15 protein-coding genes and 3 pseudogenes are annotated in these 18,720 nt (G+C 47.5%); 13 read left to right on the top strand and 5 right to left on the bottom strand.

What is annotated here, in order from left to right; all coding sequences use genetic code 11:
* From BN1044_RS22655 to BN1044_RS22600, 12 genes and pseudogenes are all read left to right on the top strand, one after another.
* Window positions 1-219 (top strand): JAB domain-containing protein (locus BN1044_RS22655; protein WP_302622584.1); only part of this gene is annotated, 219 nt, incomplete at its 5' end.
* An 18-nt stretch (window positions 220-237) separates the two neighbouring features.
* The gene (locus BN1044_RS22650) at window positions 238-459 is read left to right on the top strand and encodes a DUF987 domain-containing protein (protein WP_072310584.1); all 222 of its coding nucleotides are present in this window, start codon (window positions 238-240) and stop codon (window positions 457-459) included.
* 20 nt (window positions 460-479) lie between these two features.
* A complete protein-coding gene (locus BN1044_RS22645; protein ID WP_072310583.1) occupies window positions 480-848 on the top strand; it encodes a type IV toxin-antitoxin system YeeU family antitoxin in 369 nt (122 codons plus the stop codon).
* Window positions 849-853: 5 nt separating this feature from the next.
* Window positions 854-1,084 carry a hypothetical protein gene (locus BN1044_RS22640; RefSeq protein WP_072310582.1) on the top strand — a complete coding sequence of 77 codons (231 nt, stop codon included), beginning with the start codon at window positions 854-856 and terminating at the stop codon, window positions 1,082-1,084.
* Window positions 1,085-1,179: 95 nt separating this feature from the next.
* Window positions 1,180-1,556, top strand: a pseudogene (locus BN1044_RS22635) (TA system toxin CbtA family protein).
* A pseudogene (locus BN1044_RS24345) lies at window positions 1,553-1,705 on the top strand (DUF5983 family protein); the annotation flags it as partial. The pseudogenes BN1044_RS22635 and BN1044_RS24345, both read left to right, overlap by 4 nt.
* The gene (locus BN1044_RS24340) at window positions 1,688-1,918 is read left to right on the top strand and encodes a hypothetical protein (protein ID WP_211095750.1); all 231 of its coding nucleotides are present in this window, start codon (window positions 1,688-1,690) and stop codon (window positions 1,916-1,918) included. The pseudogene BN1044_RS24345 and the gene BN1044_RS24340, both read left to right, overlap by 18 nt.
* A gap of 102 nt (window positions 1,919-2,020) precedes the next feature.
* Window positions 2,021-2,272 carry a hypothetical protein gene (locus tag BN1044_RS22625; protein ID WP_072310580.1) on the top strand — a complete coding sequence of 84 codons (252 nt, stop codon included), beginning with the start codon at window positions 2,021-2,023 and terminating at the stop codon, window positions 2,270-2,272.
* Window positions 2,269-2,577: a hypothetical protein gene (locus BN1044_RS22620; protein ID WP_072310579.1), complete on the top strand. Its 309-nt coding sequence runs from the start codon at window positions 2,269-2,271 to the stop codon at window positions 2,575-2,577. Before BN1044_RS22625 ends, BN1044_RS22620 begins: the two co-directional genes overlap by 4 nt.
* A gap of 282 nt (window positions 2,578-2,859) precedes the next feature.
* Window positions 2,860-3,707: pseudogene (locus BN1044_RS23745) on the top strand (DUF4942 domain-containing protein).
* Window positions 3,708-4,918: 1,211 nt separating this feature from the next.
* The gene (locus BN1044_RS22605) at window positions 4,919-5,590 is read left to right on the top strand and encodes a helix-turn-helix domain-containing protein (protein WP_254663947.1); all 672 of its coding nucleotides are present in this window, start codon (window positions 4,919-4,921) and stop codon (window positions 5,588-5,590) included.
* Between the two features lie 57 nt (window positions 5,591-5,647).
* On the top strand, window positions 5,648-6,106 hold the full coding sequence (locus BN1044_RS22600; RefSeq protein ID WP_072310577.1) for a hypothetical protein: 459 nt from the start codon (window positions 5,648-5,650) through the stop codon (window positions 6,104-6,106).
* A gap of 272 nt (window positions 6,107-6,378) precedes the next feature.
* Here BN1044_RS22600 and BN1044_RS23650 read toward each other — a convergent pair whose 3' ends face one another.
* Entirely contained in the window at window positions 6,379-6,525 is a 147-nt protein-coding gene (locus BN1044_RS23650) for a hypothetical protein (RefSeq protein ID WP_168780316.1), read from the bottom strand.
* Between the two features lie 5 nt (window positions 6,526-6,530).
* On the opposite strand from BN1044_RS23650, the gene BN1044_RS23495 reads away from it, so the two are divergent.
* On the top strand, window positions 6,531-15,125 hold the full coding sequence (locus BN1044_RS23495) for an Ig-like domain-containing protein (RefSeq protein WP_168780315.1): 8,595 nt from the start codon (window positions 6,531-6,533) through the stop codon (window positions 15,123-15,125).
* A gap of 129 nt (window positions 15,126-15,254) precedes the next feature.
* Here the strand turns inward: BN1044_RS23495 and BN1044_RS22590 are convergent, their stop codons facing one another.
* The 4 genes from BN1044_RS22590 to BN1044_RS22575 form a co-directional block, all read right to left on the bottom strand.
* Window positions 15,255-15,713, bottom strand: coding sequence for a hypothetical protein (locus BN1044_RS22590; RefSeq protein WP_072310575.1), 459 nt, complete (start codon window positions 15,711-15,713; stop codon window positions 15,255-15,257).
* 61 nt (window positions 15,714-15,774) lie between these two features.
* On the bottom strand, window positions 15,775-16,254 hold the full coding sequence (locus BN1044_RS22585; protein ID WP_072310574.1) for a hypothetical protein: 480 nt from the start codon (window positions 16,252-16,254) through the stop codon (window positions 15,775-15,777).
* Window positions 16,251-16,994, bottom strand: a complete 744-nt coding sequence (locus BN1044_RS22580; RefSeq protein WP_072310573.1) for a winged helix-turn-helix domain-containing protein — start codon at window positions 16,992-16,994, stop codon at window positions 16,251-16,253. Before BN1044_RS22580 ends, BN1044_RS22585 begins: the two co-directional genes overlap by 4 nt.
* Before the next feature lie 785 nt (window positions 16,995-17,779).
* Complete coding sequence (locus tag BN1044_RS22575; protein ID WP_072310572.1) at window positions 17,780-18,637, bottom strand: SIS domain-containing protein; 858 nt, start codon at window positions 18,635-18,637, stop codon at window positions 17,780-17,782.
* Between the last annotated feature and the right edge of the window lie 83 nt (window positions 18,638-18,720).

Genomic DNA, 18,720 nt, shown 5'->3' with positions numbered 1-18,720 from the left:
TATCCCCGCGAAGTCGTGAAGTCTGGCCTAAAGCATAATGCAGCGGCCATTATCGTGGCCCATAACCATCCTTCCCATGAAGCAGAACCCAGCCACGCGGACCGCCAGATAACAGCACGGCTCAAGCAGGCACTGGATCTCGTCGAAATACGTCTGCTTGACCATTGGGTTATCGGTGGCATGGCGGTTGTGTCATTCACGGAACGGGGATGGCTGTAGTCAAAGGAGAAAGCGCTCATGAGAATTATCAGTAAACGTCAAGCCATGGCGATATACCGCCAGCATCCAGAGTCTCGGTTGTTTCGCTTCTGTACCGGTAAATACAAATGGAGCGGCAACATCTGCCACTATGCCGGTCAGGATATCCAAGATATCAGTGGTGTGCTCGCCGTGTTCGCTGAACGCCGTCAGGACCACAACGGCCCGTATGTCGTATTACGCAGCGTCACGCTCAATTAACGTTAAACAGGGAGTCACCCTTGTCGAATAAAACACCGCCAGTAAACCATGATATTTCTGAGCCCTGGTGGGGACTTAGCCCCACCGTCACGCCGTGCTTTGGTGCCCGACTGGTACAGGAAGACAACCGTCTGCATTACTTGGCTGACCGCGCCAGCATCACTGGTAAATTCAGCGACGCGGATTTACGCCACCTCGACCAGGCGTTTCCGGTACTGCTTAAACAGCTGGAATTAATGCTCAAAAGTAGTGAACTCAGTCCGCACCATCAGCACTGTGTCATGCTGTATGCCAAAGGGCTGACCTGTGATGCAGATACCCTCGGTTCGCATGGCTACCTTTATATCGCGATTTACCCGACGCCAACTCAAGCGCAACCCGGAGGCTAATATCCATGCCACACGCCTGTAAAATCAGCGAGGTCATTGAATGGCTGCAACAACATCAGCACGATGATTTCGTACTATGTTCACTCTGGTATGAAGACGATGTGCGCAGTGTGGATGCATCCGCCACGGATGAAGAGTCTCGCGAAGCCTTACGCCATGCGGCCAGCCACCATGACGCTGAGCAGGGCATTAGCTGGGACACGCTGGAAGCCGCACTTGAGGCCATCCGGCAATGAGGTAACCTCTAGAAAACGCCATGACTCACCGACCGCCTTCACTGTCGTAAGCCTCTTATCACTCACGCCGTCTTTATTTAACAGAGAGCATTTCAATGCAAATCCACCCCCTATCCCCGATGCGGGCGGCACCGACCTGCCTGTCACCTGTCGACATCTGGCAGACGCTACTAACACATTTGTTTAACCAGCACTATGGTCTGGTACTCAACGATACGCCGTTTGGCAACGAAGGGTCATTCAGGAGCATATTGACGCCGGTATCTCATTGTGTGACGCGGTCAACGTGATTGTCGAAAAGTACGATTTGGTTCGCACCGACCATCAGGGCTTCAGTGCGCAGGAGCAATCGCCGCTTATCAGCAGCAGCGATATTCTCCGTGCCCGCAAAGCCTGTGGGCTGATGACACGCAACGGGTACAAAGCCGTTACGGACATCACCCACGGCAAGTACCGCGAGGTGACACGATGATTCTGTCTCTGACCCTAGAAGCCGATGCCGTCAATATACTGGCCCTCAACATGGGCCGAATCGCCGTAGACATTGATGGTATCGACCTGTCAGCCCTCATCGAGGCTATCAATAATAACGGTTGTACGTTGCTGTTAGTCAATGAGCCCGAGTGTGAGACAGTAAGCTATGAAAACAGCGGGCCATTAACGACTGAACAAGGTCTTGAAATCTTAATACGCTGGCTTGAAGACAACATTGACGCTGATTCAACGATTATCTTCGACAACGATGACGACCGTACTGACTCAGCAGCGCTGTTACCGTGTATCGCACGTGCTTTAGCCGATATTCGCCAACGTCAAATCATGAACGGTCAATGACCGTCGCGTTCATGTTTACCCCTCAAATCCTTGCTAAATACCCTGCATCACGCTCAGCGATGTAGGCACCCCGATAAATTAAAGAAACGAAGGTAGCAATCTATGGCGATTATTCGCACAGAAAAAGAAAACGGAGAGAATCATTTACCTGCAGGCTGGCTCAGCGGCTTCGCCACGCTGTGTGGGATGTCTGAAGCGTCCGATACCGCCATCAGCGACGCCCATGAGGGCACGGTCACCTGTGAGGTCTGTGCGATATCGCCAACGCGATATTTCGTTCAGTACAGCCTGAAGAGGTGGGGCATACCCCTGCCATCAAACAAAGCCCCGCCTCGAGCGGAAAGTCACCGATGAATATTGCCAACCAAGTACGCGCTCTGCATCAGCTTGACAACGTGCAACTGAGTTTGACTGTCAATGTCACTGGGGCAGCATTCGAAACCCTGACAGGTTTGGGGACTGAAGGTCTCTTTTACCCCGTCACCGCCAGCTCGGCAGTTGCACAACATCTGATTGTCGATTTAGGCATGATACGTGATTGCGTACTGGATTTTGATAACGCGCAGTTTACAACATGGTGCCGTGAGCATCTGCAGCTAACTCTGGCTGAGCTTGAGCCCGTCGGCTATCTGTTTGTCGTCGGTTCGAATGACATATAGCCGACACAACGTTAAATGTGGCGTCCAACGGCGAAGAAACTACCAACATCAATCTCGTGTGATACGACATCAAAAAATCATTGTTATCGGCAATCGTCTTCCATTTTTTCTCCCCATCAGCGTATTACCGCGAAGGCGATCGCTGAGTCATTGCTCTCGGTCCATGGAAACATCCCTCATCGCCTTTTACCTGTCTGGTTGCTTTTCTCTCTCGCCATGATTCCAAGGGAAGGGCCTCTCGTCGGTATTGATTAACAAGGCATAAATAGAAGGAAACTTGATATGACCACAAACTCAACGGATAACGCGGAATGGTTAACCGACCATACGGATGTGATTTGCTCCACCAGCATTGAACGTATTGTCACGGGCCGTAACGCCGCGCTGGCACAGATTGAGACACTGATCCGCCAGCTTGATGATATCTCGACGCTGACCCGCAATATCGGCGGCAAAACCGCTCTGGACTGGGCCATGAAACAGGATTTTCGCTGTAGCTGCTGGCTGATGGAAAAACCAGCAACGGCGATGAAAGTCATCACCCGCAATCTCGATCGCGGTATATGGCGGGATTTGATGAAGAAATCGGGGATGCTTTCTATTATGGACGGTCAAGCTCGTGACCAGTGGTATAACAACCTGGAAAAGGACGATATACCCGAGATATCTGAAGCCAATATCCTCAGCACCTTTGAGCAACTACATCAGAGCAAAGGTGAGGTGTTTGAACGCGGTGTCATTAATGTATTCAAAAGTTTGTCGTGGAATTTTAAGACTAACTCGCCCTGCAAATTTGGCAGAAAATCATCGTGACGGGGCTGGTCAAATACGACAGGTGGGGGTTTGGTCTGAGCTGGGGTTGGCAACGGGATCGGTTAGCCGACCTTGAACGCATGCTGATGCTTATGGATGGAAAGCCTGTTCCCGACAACCGCGCCGATATTAGTCGTCGTCTGGGCGATCACATCCATGAAAACAGGCACAGCAACCGTTATGAGGATGAGATGTTTGCGATAAAATACTTTCAAAAAGGAACAGCGCATATCACACTCAGGCGACCTGAACTGGCTGATAAGCTGAATGACATTATTGCCCGACACTATCCTGAAGCCTTGCCAACTAAATCCTGAGGGGCCAGATTATGGTATCATTTTCAAACGCTGATGGTGCTCGCTGCGACTCCGTAAATGGTCAGAGCGCCGTGACATCCAATCCAATTCAAATGGACGTGAAAATTCCCGTTAAACCTTCTAGTTTTGACTTACTGCAAACGGGGGCCTTACTGGGGGCTCATGCGTTAACTAAACAAATTAAATTCATTTAATATCAACACATTGAAAATCATATTCGAAGTCTGCAGGGGACACCATTTATACCTTATTACTCACCTCATTTTCTCCCCTCTTTCATCGTTAGCATGCTGCTTCCTTAAGCCGTCACGCCCAGCAAGCAAGGATCGTCTGAATTTAATCTTCTTACTCGCAGGTCTATCAGACGAAAAATTGATTCATCTCATCGCGGCACACTCCCTAAAATATCCATATATCTAATACCAAACGGTGACATATTCCTATTTTTCTGTTCAATGCACGCATTAATTGAATATCATTCGCGGCAGAATGCCCCACAAATCATACAAAATACGAATAAATCCCGATCCCATTTAATAACTCACAATACACCCGCCCCCCCTTGATTTGGTGCCCTAAAATCCCCGTTCCCCTCTCCTTTTGCTCATCATGCATATTCCAGAATTGGGTAAGTCATCCGATGAGTAGCTTATAAACTTAAAATAAAAAACCAAAAAAACAAATATAAACAGACAATAAAATTATAAAACAAAAATTCAATGATATAAATATCTGGAAAGAGTAGGCCTAAGTATACTTTTGCTCAAGAAAACGAAGGCGCGTCATAAAGCGTCCCAATAATATCGTTGCCACCGGTCATCTAATAATAACCATCACCGGGCTGGCAAAGGAGATGACTCTTGTAGGCTAGTTTCTACGCTTAACGCGACCTAAACCTGCAACTGCCATTGAACAATAGGGTTCACTTAATTTGTCAGTCGTTCATCAAGTTAAACGTATATTGAAGTACGGAGTGTTTCCGTTTTTTTAACCATTCGTTTTTTAACCAAGAACGTAAAAAATGATAGAAGCCTAATGATGATTGTGGAATTTGAATTTTCAAAGGGAACAGGCCTCCTCTTTCCTCAATCTATGCTGCTCAATGCCGTGAGTCATATATCGAGAGCTAACTCGTTATACCACTGACGCTATCGCCAACCTAAGATGAGTTTCACGCTTGATTTGGATGTAAACATAAAATGAAAATTACCATGAATGATGACAAGAGACACAACAAGATTTCCATTATCACGGATAACGAATACCTAAAGTTAGGTCTATTCTCCTTACTTGATGATCTTGACCCAAAAATCATCGTCAATAAGGCTATTTTTATCGATGTTGATAGTTTGAAACTTATGTCAGATCTCGGGACTATTTTAAAAAATGCCTATGCCAATCGAATATCGGTGATCCTTATTTGTTCAGCCGGAGATATGTCGATGGTATTAGAACGATTACCCCACATCGACATTAATGCTTCGCTGTCGGTTTGGATGAGGGATATGCCATCCCTACTGAGGTCAAGTTTAACCTATTACTTCATCAAAGAGTTCAACGATCTTATTTGCGTTAAAAAGCTAGGTTCGATGAAGATGGCGATTATTCTTATGGCTAACAAAGGATGGACATTCAGCCTGATAGCCAGAACGCTCAGAATTTCGCATAAAACGCTTTACCGCTATACGGGTGGACTCGTCTCATATTTTAATGTGAAAAACATCAACTTCTTATTTTATTTTCTGAGGGCAAGATTCCCTCCCTCATATTTTGATTCGCGTTTTGGTGACTATTCGCCAAGAACGCCGCTGATGTCATTTGTTGCAGGGAAAGTTATCCCAAAGAACCCTGTACGAATCGCACCACACTCGACCCAACCGTAGCCAATATTGGCCGTTTATTAATGATTTTATCATGATGTAATTAAGGAGCTATTTTATATGAACATGGGTTCATCAAAATTATTGATCTTAGGATCAATCTGTCTGCTGGCTGCATGCTCGACTCAGACTACAAAGAAGCCGCAGAGCAACAACCATAAAACGGCTGCGGCAACGACTGGGTATGCGAATGCAAATACACCAACGGATAATTATATTGCAAAACGCACCGCAAATTTAACCGGCATAACTTTAGCCTCAACCAATAATGTTTGTGTTGACCATTTTAATTTCCTCAGAGAGACGCAGGCATCTCAATATCAGAAATACACCAAAGACTATGGTGATATTGGTAAGGGGTATCGTTTTTTAAACGTCAATAAAAACATTATGGATAACGATGCTAAAGAAGTTTATACCATGTCGCTTGAAATGAAATTAGATACATTGTGCTCGAAAGTGCAATACACCGGATATTCCGTAGTTAAAGGAAAAATAAAAGAACTAGCCGGGATTTAATTACACAGAAAAAACAGATTTCAAGCAAGAGCCCTTCTTTTAAGAAGATAGGGCTCTTTGTGTATTCCATAAAAATATTACATTGGTATTCGTTATGAGAAAAATAATTTCACCTAGAGGGATGAAAATAACCTCTTGGGGGATAATCTTTATTCAGGTTCTTACACCATTGTTAATTTCCGCCAGCTCTGTCGCTCGGGCCACTGAATATAACAATATGGAGGAGACAATTCTTGGGCTGCAATCCGTCGTTGATAATAATGCTAAAACGATCATTCAGCCAACATCGCCTCTAATAACGAAAGAAAAACAGAACCTGCCAGCGTTAACGACAACGCCAGAATTTCAATCTCTTTTTCCGCCGGCAACGTCTCCGACGCCACCCACTCACGAAAACATAGCACCAGAGCAACCTTCATCTAATTTGCCTTCACTTGGCAGCGATGCTGCTTCCCGTGACTCAGCGCCAGCCGCCGACCTCACGGGTAATGCAATGCAGGCAGGGCAAATTCTCTCCAGCGATAACGTCACCAATGCATCAATTAATTATGCTAAAAGCATTGGTGAAGGATTAATTAATCAGCAAATCAACGATTGGCTGAATCAAAAAGGGACCGCGCGCGTTAGCGTTGGTTCTGATAACAAAATCGCAGGCGATATGTTGCTTCCCCTCATCGGGAATAATGACAGCCTGTTCTTCTCTCAGGTTGGGCTTCACGGAAATGAAGACCGAAACACCGCTAACTTAGGCCTCGGCTATCGCCAATATATTGGCGATTGGATGTACGGGGTTAATACCTTCTACGACTACGATTACACCGGTAAAAATGCGCGGCTCGGCGTGGGCGGTGAAGCGTGGACTGATTATTTGAAACTGGCGGTTAACGGTTACTATGGTTTAACCGACTGGCATCAATCTCATCTCTCTGACATGAGAGATTATGATGAACGCCCAGCCAATGGTTTTGACCTGCGCGCAGAAGCCTACTTGCCGTCATACCCTCAACTTGGGGCGAATATCAAATATGAGCAGTACTTCGGCAAAGGGATCGATCTCGGCACGGGCACAAATCCAGACGATTTAAAAAATAATCCAAAGGCCCTGACGCTAGGCTTGAACTATACGCCAGTGCCACTCGTCACGATAAAAGGTGAACATTCCGTTGGTGATAAAGATGATAGCCGTATCGGGCTAGACCTCAATTATCGCTTTGGGGTGCCTTGGGCGCAGCAAATCAGCGCCGATTCCGTTGACGCACTCCGCAGCCTGATGGGCAGCATGTATGAGTTTGTCGATCGTAACTATGAAATTGTGATGCAGTACCGTAAGCAGGATTTGCTGCGCATTTCCCTGCCGAATAACGTGACGGCCAAAGCGGCTGAAACCATCATCCTTCCATTGACGGTCTCTAAAGCCAAATACGGCCTGAAAGACGTTGACTGGACGGCATCAGCAGAATTCCTCGCGAACGGTGGTTCATTCCGAAAATTATCATTAACGCAGTTGGAAGTTAAATTACCCCCTTACGTCTATACCAAACGCGCGAATGCCGCTCAGGGCTACGTGATTAAAGCGGTTGGCGTTGATAACAATGGGAACAATTCGAATACTGCGGCCACCACCATTAACGTGGAACCCTCTAAGAATATCATTAGTGAATTAGCGATTACCCCATCAGGTTCGGTTCCAGCCAATGATTCTGATTACTTCACGGTAACGGCCTTTGTTCGCGATGAACAGAGCCAGCCTATGGTCGCTGAACCTATCACTTTTGATATTGATAACCTTAAAGGTGCAGACGGGCGCTCAGCGGCCACGCTATTTAAAGATGGACGTTCCAGCCCTCAATCGTTGACGGTAAACACCGACGGCAGCGGAAAAGCAACGGTCTTCGTGCGCAGCAAACTGGCGAAAATCGGCGTTATAACTGCCACCATGAACAATGGTAACTATAAGTCTGGTCAGGTTGAATTTATTGCCGATGCAGCTTCCGCGCAAATCAGTACGTTAGAAATCGTCAAAAACAACGCGCTGGCCGATGGGCAAAGTACCAACAAGCTGCAAGCCACGGTCAAAGACGCCAACGGCAACGCGCTTGGTAATGTGCAGGTCGGTTTAGACGCAACGCACAATGCCAGCCTCGTGAATGGCTCAACGATGATGACGGATGCCGAAGGCCAGGCCATGGTGTTAGTCACCAATGCTACCGTCGGTGATAGCACCATCACGGCGCGCATTAACGGCAGCGCCAAGACCCAAGCAGTGACGTTTGTTGCGGATAAATCAACGTCGGTCATTAGACAAGGTGACATGACGGCGACTCAGGATGCCGTCGCCAACGGCACCGCGACCAACAAGATCACGGCCAAAATCACCGATGCCAATGCGAATACCGTTGCTGATGTCACGGTACATTTCACCGTCAGCAACGGAGCCAAAATCACCACGGTGAAAGGGGTTACCGGCGATGATGGGATCGCTACGGCGACGGTCACCAGCCTGAAAGCGGATACCTATACCGTAACGGCTCGAATTCAAGAGTCAGGAAATAGCGCTCAGGCAGATACTCGCTTTATTGCGGATAGTTCAACAGCGACCATCATCGATAATAATTTGACCATCGATCCGAATGGCGCGTTGGCCAACGGTGTAGACACCGATAACGTAGTTGCTATCGTCACCGACGCGAATAACAATCTGGTGCCAAATGCTACGGTGAATTTTGTCGTGGCATCTGGAGCAACCATTACCACGGTGATCGGCACCACAGGCGCAGACGGCAAGGCGACCGCAACGGTCACCAGCAGCGCATCCGGCAAATACGCCGTTACGGCGACGGTTAACGGGCATTCAGCCAACAAAGAGGCGGTATTTGTCGCCGATAGCGGTACAGCAACCATTACCTCTGGCGATCTAAAAGTCACCGTGGATAACGCGTTGGCAAACGGAACCGCCATGAACGCCGTTCAAGCCAAAGTGACCGATGCGCATGGCAACACCGTTCCCAACGTTACGGTAAACTTTACCGCCGATCACGGCGCAATCGTAACCACCGCATCAGCGGTAACTGACGCCAGCGGCTTAGCCAGTACCAACCTTAGCAACACAACGTCAGGGGCAACCAACATTGTTGCCGCAATAAACGGCACAAACCAGAATGTAAATACTAACTTCGCACCAGACGATTCAACGGCAACGATCACCAAAGGCAACCTACTCGTTACCCAGAATAACGCCAAAGCCAACGGCAGTGATGCTAACTCGGTACAGGCGAAAGTCACTGACGCCAACGGGAATCTGGTACCCAATGCCACGGTTAGCTTTAGCGCTAACCATGGTGGCACAATCGTTACGGCATCAGCGATCACCAATGCGCAGGGACTTGCCAGCACTGACCTGACTAACACGCAGTCCGGTGTCACTGCCGTTACGGCGAAAATTAACGGTCAGAGTCTCGCCGTTGATACCCAATTTGTGGCCGATGGTTCAACGGCGGTCATTGTCAAAGGCGATCTAACGGTCACCGCTGATAACGCTAAGGCCGATGGACATGCAACCAATGCGGTGCAGGCGAAAGTCACTGACGCTAACGGAAACCTTGTGCCCAATGCGTCGGTCAGTTTCAGCGCTGACAACGGAGCGACTATCGCAACGGCCACCGCTACCACCAACGATCAAGGCTTGGCAACGACCTCGCTCACCAACTTAACAACCGGTGTCGCTAAAGTTACCGCAGCGATTAACAGCAGCAGCCAAGTGGTAAATACTCACTTCACGGCTGATGATGGCACGGCAACGATTGTCAGTGGCGACCTCTCCGTTCTGGTGAATAACGCCAAAGCCAACGGCGCAGACTCCAACGCGGTTCAGGCCAAAGTCACGGATGCCAATGGTAACCTCGTTCCAAATACCGTGGTTAGCTTCACGGCAAATCATGGCGCAACGGTGATCACGGCTTCTGCTACCACCAATGAAAACGGCCTAGCAACGACAACGCTAACCAACGTGAGCGCGGGGGTCACCAACGTTTCCGCCGCGATTAACGGGAATAGCCAGAATATCGACACCACGTTTGTAGCCGACGATAGCACCTCGACGATTGTTAAAGGCGACTTAACGGTTATCATCAACAACGCTAAAGCCAACGGTACGGACAGCAACAAAGTTCAAGCCAAGGTGACGGACGCCCATGGCAACCTTGTTCCTAATACGCCGGTCAGCTTTACGGCGAATAACGGCGCAACGGTTGTAACAGCATTAGTCACCACGGATAGCCAAGGGTTAGCAAGCACTTCCCTCACCAACATCGCAGCTGGGATTACCAAAGTGACCGCAACGGTCAACGCCAATAGCCAAGATGTTGATACAACCTTTATCGCCGACGACAGCACGGGCACCATTGTCAGCGGCGATCTCACCATCACCATCAACAATGCGAAGGCCAACGGCAGCGACACGAATAAGGTTCAGGCCAAAGTCACCGATGCGAATGGGAACCTGGTTCCCAATACCGCGGTCGGTTTCACCGCGGATAACGGCGCAACGGTTGCCACAGCATCAGCCATGACGGATGCGCAGGGCTTGGCAAGTACCACCCTGACTAACGTCAAGGCAGGTAGCACCACCGTCACCGCAACCATTAACGGCAATAGCCAAAACGTGGCGACCACCTTCGTGGCCGACGACAGCACGTCAACGATCACCAGCGCCAACTTAACGGTAACCGTTAACAATGCGAAGGCCGATGGCGTAGATATCAATACGGTGCAAGCCAAGGTCACCGATGCAAAGGGAAACTCGGTTCCTAACGCAACGGTCAGTTTCACCGCGGATAACGGCGCAGGCGTCGCTACATCATCCGTCACGACCGATGCCCAAGGACTTGCCAGTACCAACCTGACCAACATCACTGCGGGGATAACCAAAGTCACTGCAGCCATCAACGGCGCAAGCCAAACGGTGGACACGTCCTTTGAGGCCGATGGCGGAACCTCTACCATCACCGATGGCAACCTAACCGTGACGCTTAACAATGCCAAAGCCGATGGCTTAGCCACCAATGCGGTGCAAGCAAAAGTGACCGATGCCAAAGGCAACGCCGTTCCTAATGTTGATGTCAGCTTCAGCGCCAACAATAGCGCAACGGTTATCACTGCAACGGTCACCACCAATGCGCAAGGCTTAGCAAGCACGACGCTGACCAACGTCACCACGGGCACCACCAAAGTCACGGCGGCCATCAACGGCAATCGCCAAAGCGTCAACACGACGTTTATCGCCGACGATGGCACCGCCACCATTATCGATGGCAACCTCGCCGTAACCGTCAATAATGCCAAAGCCAATGGCTCGGCAACCAATGAGGTTCAGGCAAAAGTCACCGACGCCAACGGCAACACGGTGCCAAACGTTGAGGTACGTTTCTCTGCTAACAACAGCGCATCAATTATCGATGCTTCTGCAATGACCAACGAAAACGGCGTTGCGGTAACCACGCTCACCAACGTGACGGCGGGAAATACCCAAGTCACCGCAGTGATTAACGGAACGAACCAAACCGTGGATACCACCTTCGTCGCGGATGATTCTACCGGCACCATCGTAAGCGGTGATTTAACGGTCACCGCCGACAATGCGAAAGCGAACGGCACCGCCACCAATGCTGTTCAGGCTAAAGTGAGCGACGCCAATGGCAACCTTGTGCCAAACACCGTGGTGAGTTTCACTGCCACTAACGGCGCAACGGTCACTACCGCATCAGCAACGACTAACGCTCAGGGATTAGCCAGTACCACGCTCACTAGCGTGAAAGCGGGCGTGAGCAAAGTGACAGCCACGATTAACGGCAATAGTCAAACGGTGGATACCACGTTTATCGCCGATGACGCTACCGGCACCATCGTGAATGGCGCGTTGACCGTTATCGTCAACAACGCCAAAGCCAACGGTACCGATAGCAACAAAGTTCAGGCAACGGTCACCGATGCCAACGGAAATCTGGTCCCCAACACCGTGGTCAGCTTTACGGCAGATAACGGCGCAACGGTCACCACCACATCAGCGACTACGGATGCACAAGGGTTGGCAAGCACCACGCTCACCAATGCAAAAGCGGGGATCGCCAAAGTCACTGCGACCATTAATAGCAGCAGCCAAACGGTTGATACCACGTTTGTGGCCGACGACAGCACCGGAACCATCGTGGCGGGTGATTTAACGGTCACGGTAAATAATGCTAAAGCCAACGGTTCAGACACCAACGCCGTTCAGGCTAAAGTCACGGATGCCAACGGCAACCTTGTTCCGAATACAACAGTCACCTTCGCAGCCAACAACGGCGCAACGGTCACCACCGCATCGGCAACCACGGATGCCCAAGGGTTGGCCAGCACCACGCTGACTAGCGCCAAATCGGGGATCGCCAAGGTTACCGCCACCATCAATGGCAACAGCCAAAACGTGGATACCACCTTTGTCGCCGACGACAGCACCAGCACCATTGTGGATGGCGCGTTAACGGTTACCGTTGATAATGCCAAAGCCAACGGCACAGACACCAACAAGGTTCTGGCTACGGTCACGGATGCCAATGGCAATCGGGTACCCAATACCACCGTCAGCTTCACGGCGGACAATGACGCAGCAATAACGACCGCAACGGCAACCACCGATGATCAAGGTTTGGCGACGACAACCCTCACCAACGTGAAGGCAGGCGTCACCAAAGTCACCGCCGCGATTAACGGCAACAGCCAAACGGTAGACACCACGTTTGTGGCCGACGACAGCACTGGCACCATCGTGAGCGGTAACTTAACGATCACGGTTAACAACGCCAAAGCTGACGGCACGCAGACCAACGCGGTTCAGGCTAAGGTCACGGATGCCAATGGCAACCTCGTACCGAATACGACGGTCAGCTTCACGGCCAATAACGACGCCACGGTGACAACCGCATCGGCAACCACCAATGCACAAGGGCTCGCCAGCACCACCCTAACCAACGTTAAATCGGGGATCACCAAGGTCACTGCCAGCATTAACGGCAACAGCCAAAGTGTGGATACCACCTTCGTGGCCGATGACAGCACGTCTACCATTGTAAGCGGTGACTTAACGGTGACCATCAATAATGCCAAAGCCAACGGCACGGACAGCAACAAAGTTCAAGCCAAGGTAACGGACGCCAATGGAAACCGAGTACCGAATACCACGGTCAGCTTCGCGGCAGATAACGGGGCAACGGTCATCACCGCATCGGTTACCACCGACGATCAGGGGCTCGCAATGACTACGCTAACCAACGTCAAAGCGGGGATCACCAAAGTCACGGCAACGGTTAACGGCCATAGTCAAACGGTAGACACCACGTTTGTGGCCGACGACAGCACTGCGACCATCGTGAACGGCGACTTAACGGTTACCACCAACAACGCCAAAGCCAACGGCACGGACAGCAACAAAGTTCAGGCCAAGGTGACAGACGCCCATGGCAACCTGGTGCCGAATACCGCCGTCAGCTTCGCGGCAGATAACGACGCAACGGTTATCACCGCATCGGTAACCACCGACAGCCAAGGTTTAGCGAGCACCACGCTCACTAATCTCAAAGCCGGAGTCACCAAAGTCACCGCCACCATTAACGGTAACAACCAAACGGTGGAGACCACCTTCGTGGCCGATGACAGCACATCGACCATCGTAAGCGGTGATTTAACGGTAACCGTCGACAATGCCAAAGCCGATGGCGCTGCCACCAATAAAGCGCAGGCCAAGGTAACGGATGCTAATGGAAACGTAGTGCCAAATGTTAACGTCAGTTTCACGGCGGATAACGGCGCAGCGGTAACAACGGCGTCGGCAAGTACGGATGCGCAAGGTCTGGCAACCACCACGCTCACCAACATCACGGCGGGGATTACAAAAGTCACGGCGGCAATTAACGGCCATAGCCAAACGGTAGATACCACTTTTGTGGCGGATATCACTACGGCAGCGGTGAGTACCGTCACGCTAGACGACAGCGTGACCGATAAAATAGCCAACGGGACCGATTACTTTACCTATACCGCTATCGTAAAAGATGCACATGACAACCTCGTTCCGAATGCCAGCGTGAACTGGTCTCAGGATAAAGGTAATACCGTAACATTACAGGCGGCGAGCAGCGCTACCGATGTTAACGGCAAAGCAACCATGGTACTCACCAGCACCGCTATGGAAGCATTACTGGTACAGGTATCCGCATCCTTAACCAACGGAACTGCGGTTAACGCAGACAAGAAAGTTAACTTCAAACAGCAGCTAGTGAAATTACATGGGGTTACCAAGAATGCGATAAATAATGCCATGATCCCAAATACGAAAATTGAGCTCTCTTTATCTGAAAATAACGCTAATCCGGAATACTCCGTGACCAGCGGTACAGATGGTAAATACGAGATCAGTATTCCACAGGGGCTTTATTACGTGAAAGCCACCGCAACCGGCTTTATCATCTTAGATTCAACGGTCGATATCCAGACGGTTACAGACCAACAGAAAGATTTTGTTCTGTCGCCAAACTTAGATGGCAAAGCGGCACGTATTGTTCTCACGTGGAATGATACCCCTGCTGACCTTGACTCCTATCTCTGGGTGCCTACGGTGGGAAATCCATCCAGTCTAATTAAGGTTTTCTATAGTGCAAAATCGCCGAGCGGCGCCGATGCAACGCTGGATGTGGATGCAAGAACTGGCTATGGCCCTGAAACCATCACAGTAAATACTATGCATCCGGGCGTATATTGTTACGTCGTCAATAGATTCAGCCCATCACCTGCTGCTTATGGCGGCGGTAAAGTGAAGCTTTATTTATCCGATGGAACATCACAAGAATTTAAAATCGAAGATGCAACAGGCAACACGACTGATATGGTGAACTGGACCGTGTTTAAAATTGACACCACATCAGGCCAAACGAACGTTAACGTAGTGAATAAGGTCGCATCCTCCACTGACAAAGGAGCCTGTCAATAAAACCGTTGAACGTTGATTAATTAAGACCATAAAATCAATGGCGCTAAAATAATTTTAGCGCCATTTTTTTAGTCAGTAGAATTCGATGCTTGGTGAATACGATTCAATTGAATAGTTTTCTAAGCCAGATTAGATTTCAGATAGATTTTTACGCTTTTCATTAACCAAGATAAAGCTCGAATACTGAATTTTCGAACACAGCGTCTCTAGCTTCATTTTCAACTCCATCGTATACACCTTCTTAGCATCCTTATCCATAATGTTCTTGTTGGAGTTGAGAAACTTAAACCCATCGGTGATCTTATTGTAGTTTTCAGCGTACTTGGGGTATTGGCTCGATTTTTCCTCACGCAGGAAATTATAATTATCCATACATTTATTGTTTGTAGATGAATAGGAATGACCACCGACGATGCTACTTTTAGGCGGCGTATTCTCTTCCGTTGGCGTTAGCTGACTGTTAGCATAAAAATAATCATACTCAAGCTCATCTCCTCGGTAATTTTGATTCTCTTTATTTGACGAAGAACAACCGGATAGCAAAAAAGTTGTTCCTAACAGAAATATTCCTATCTGCTTTTTATTCATACTGTATCCATTAATGATTAATAGAGGGTGTTGTGAAATTTGCGCACTTAAAAATGAGTCATTATGAGGTGCAGGCAAAAACAAAGTTATTCGCCCGACCAAATAAATAGGTATTTTTTATTTTGTGCACACTGATATTGATTTCTTTCAAATCTTTATTGCGGAAAAACAAGAAATCAAGAATAGGTTCTGGTGAAAAGGATTCATCTACGGAATCATGGAAGTAAGTGATCAGCTGGGCATCATAGATAACAATGCGTTTGGGTGCTACAACGTGATACTTGAAATCAACACTGCGAATAACATCCTGAGACACACCATTCTTGGTCAAATATCCCGTAATTTCAGCATGCCCTTGCATTTTGTCATTTAGGCTAAATGAAATATTTCCATCTAGCAGATCTTTGCTTTCACTATCGTTGTAGGAAAACTCACCATCACACACAAAATTATATGATGGCTCATAGATAAAGAAAACGTAGATACCCTCGAACATCAATATGAAAGCCAAAAGGAGCAAAGTGACAATTTTTTTGTTCATTTTATATAATATCCTTTACAAAAAAAGTATTCGTTTCTTCTTTTATCGACAATACATTCCGCAAGAAATGAACGCCCACTTCCTCTACTCTCTGGTTTTGCGATAAATACTCTTTCAGGAACACATTGCACGTCACTGAGCGTTATCAGCTTTACTGATGACTCCAACAGATAACGTGATTGTCCTCGCGTGTAATCAGGTAAAACGTTGACGCTACAAGCATCAAACTTGCCAATATTAACAATGGATGTATCGAGACTGTAGGCCTTATCTTTGTATAATACGTAAGTAAAAAGCACAGCAATAAAAGCTATCAGAGCGGTTATCGCTACGATATAAATATTGTTTTTAGAATTCCAACTCGGACTCTTTTCCTTTTCGATAAACTTAACGGGTTCTACATTACACTCTTTATCTACGCTGATGGACGAATTTAAACTGAACCCTACCTTTGGAATAGTTTTAATAACCTCATCATCGATACCCAGCAAGGAGAATGTTCGTCTAAGAATAGATATGTATTGATTAAGTGTATTATTAGATGAACGTAGACCTTGCTTATCCCATATATCCTCTAAAATTTGATCTCTGGAAAGGATTTCCCCCTTCTTATTGAGTAGTAGGCAAAGAAGATTACAGTTAGTAATCGTTAGATTAATCACTTGCTCAGGGCTTTCTATGCTCCAAATGGCACCGTCTGCAGGCTTAAACCTAACAGTTTCATTAATTTTATAAATCATGAATTTTGCATTATAGTGATTCAATTTGTGACACTCATATCAGAGAAAATGAGCTATAAATACAGATAAGGCCCTCTGTTTTATAGTAAATAAGAACGCCTTCATAAAAAGCATGTGAAATGAGATTTTTTCATATTTTCCCTCAATATTTTACCGATAAACCCTTTTACTTTTTCAGTACTTATGAAGTAGTAAGAATCATCTCAAATAAAACCGAACGGGTAAAACAAGCAATGTGTATGATTTATACGATTTATAAAAATTTTATTAAAACAACGATTAACTAAAGACAGACAAAAACACCAATTATAAATAAAACAACCCATACGCTATGGATTATTAGCCTATTGAAAATGGTTTTTTTAGAGGATTTGCAATAGTTTGATCGTGAAGTGTTTTTATAGAAGAGCGTCATTTTTTAGGAAAATTACCGCATTAATCGCCGCCGAAAAATCAATTTCATTGACGCTTTTATTTTAGTTCATAATCATACTTGCGTAATAATTCGAGATATAAACCTACACCATAATTATATAGACGACAATTTCATTCAATATTAATCGCCGCTATAGTATTTAGTATTAGTTTTAGCGAACATAAGGTGGTGATTGTTCTATGAAAGATGTTTTTTAAGGTTGAAAGCCGCAATACCCAAATATTTTCCCTCAATAATGCGGCTAAAAAAATCACAACATCATTTACCTTAAAATACAAAAAACATATCTGCAACAAAACAAGATCATAATTAACAATAAACTGATATCACAATACATCACTCAGGTGACTTACTTCAGTTGCTCAATCATCTCTTGGCTGCGATGAATAAAGCTGCGGCTTCTTTCGCTATCTTCCTGTAATAAACAAACGAACAGCAAATCAGTGATCGTATTCTGTGCCGTACGCGCAGAAATAGAAGAACTACGCCAGCGCGCCTCATCAGCAATGGTATCGAGAACAAAGTCGGCGAGTTTTCTTAGCGGGCTATCCTGTAGCGACGTTACCGCTATGATTTTGGCCCCCTTCTCCTGCGCTGCCTGTGCCGCAATAAATATCTCTTTCAGCGCCCCCGAGTAAGAGATAACAATTTGTACATCTCCTTCTCCTAGCGATTGAGCCACCGTCATCTGCACATGGCTGTCCATTTCATTCATCACCGGGTAGCCTATTTTCATTAGCTTATAAGCTAAGTCTTTCGCCACCAGCGATGAGCCCCCCATTCCCATGATCTGTACTCGGCGAGCTGCCTTGATTTCTGTAACGACACTCTCCAACTGTGCCAAGTTTACGCTGTCGGTTGTCATCCTCAGAGCCTGCTGCTTTGCTCGAAATAATTTTTCCGCAATCATTGATGGGGTGTCATGAACATTAATATCGTTATGCAAATGCTGCTCTGACTCAGCATGTTGCTTGCTTTGCTGTCCCCACTCCTCAATCAAGGCCATTTTGAGGTTAGTAAAACCTTTGAAGCCCAATCTTTGAGCAAATTTCACAATGCTCGACTGGCTGATATTCAAAATACTGGCGAGCTCTTGCGAAGAACACTGCTTCAGCTTATCGGGATGAGCCAAAATATAATCGGCAATAATGCGTTCACCGGGCGTAAAGGCGTCTTTATTGAGAGTGATTCGTTGTAGGCAGCGCATTTGAACTCGGCAAACAGATGGAAAGTGGGCGCTATCTTACCCTGCATAGCGCAAAAAATGGAGGCTGGATTCTTAGGTAAGCA

Source organism: Hafnia alvei (genome assembly GCF_900095695.1).
GTDB lineage: Bacteria > Pseudomonadota > Gammaproteobacteria > Enterobacterales > Enterobacteriaceae > Hafnia > Hafnia alvei_B.
Note: the sequence above shows the minus strand (reverse complement) of the source record. Positions and strands in the feature narration are given on the sequence as shown.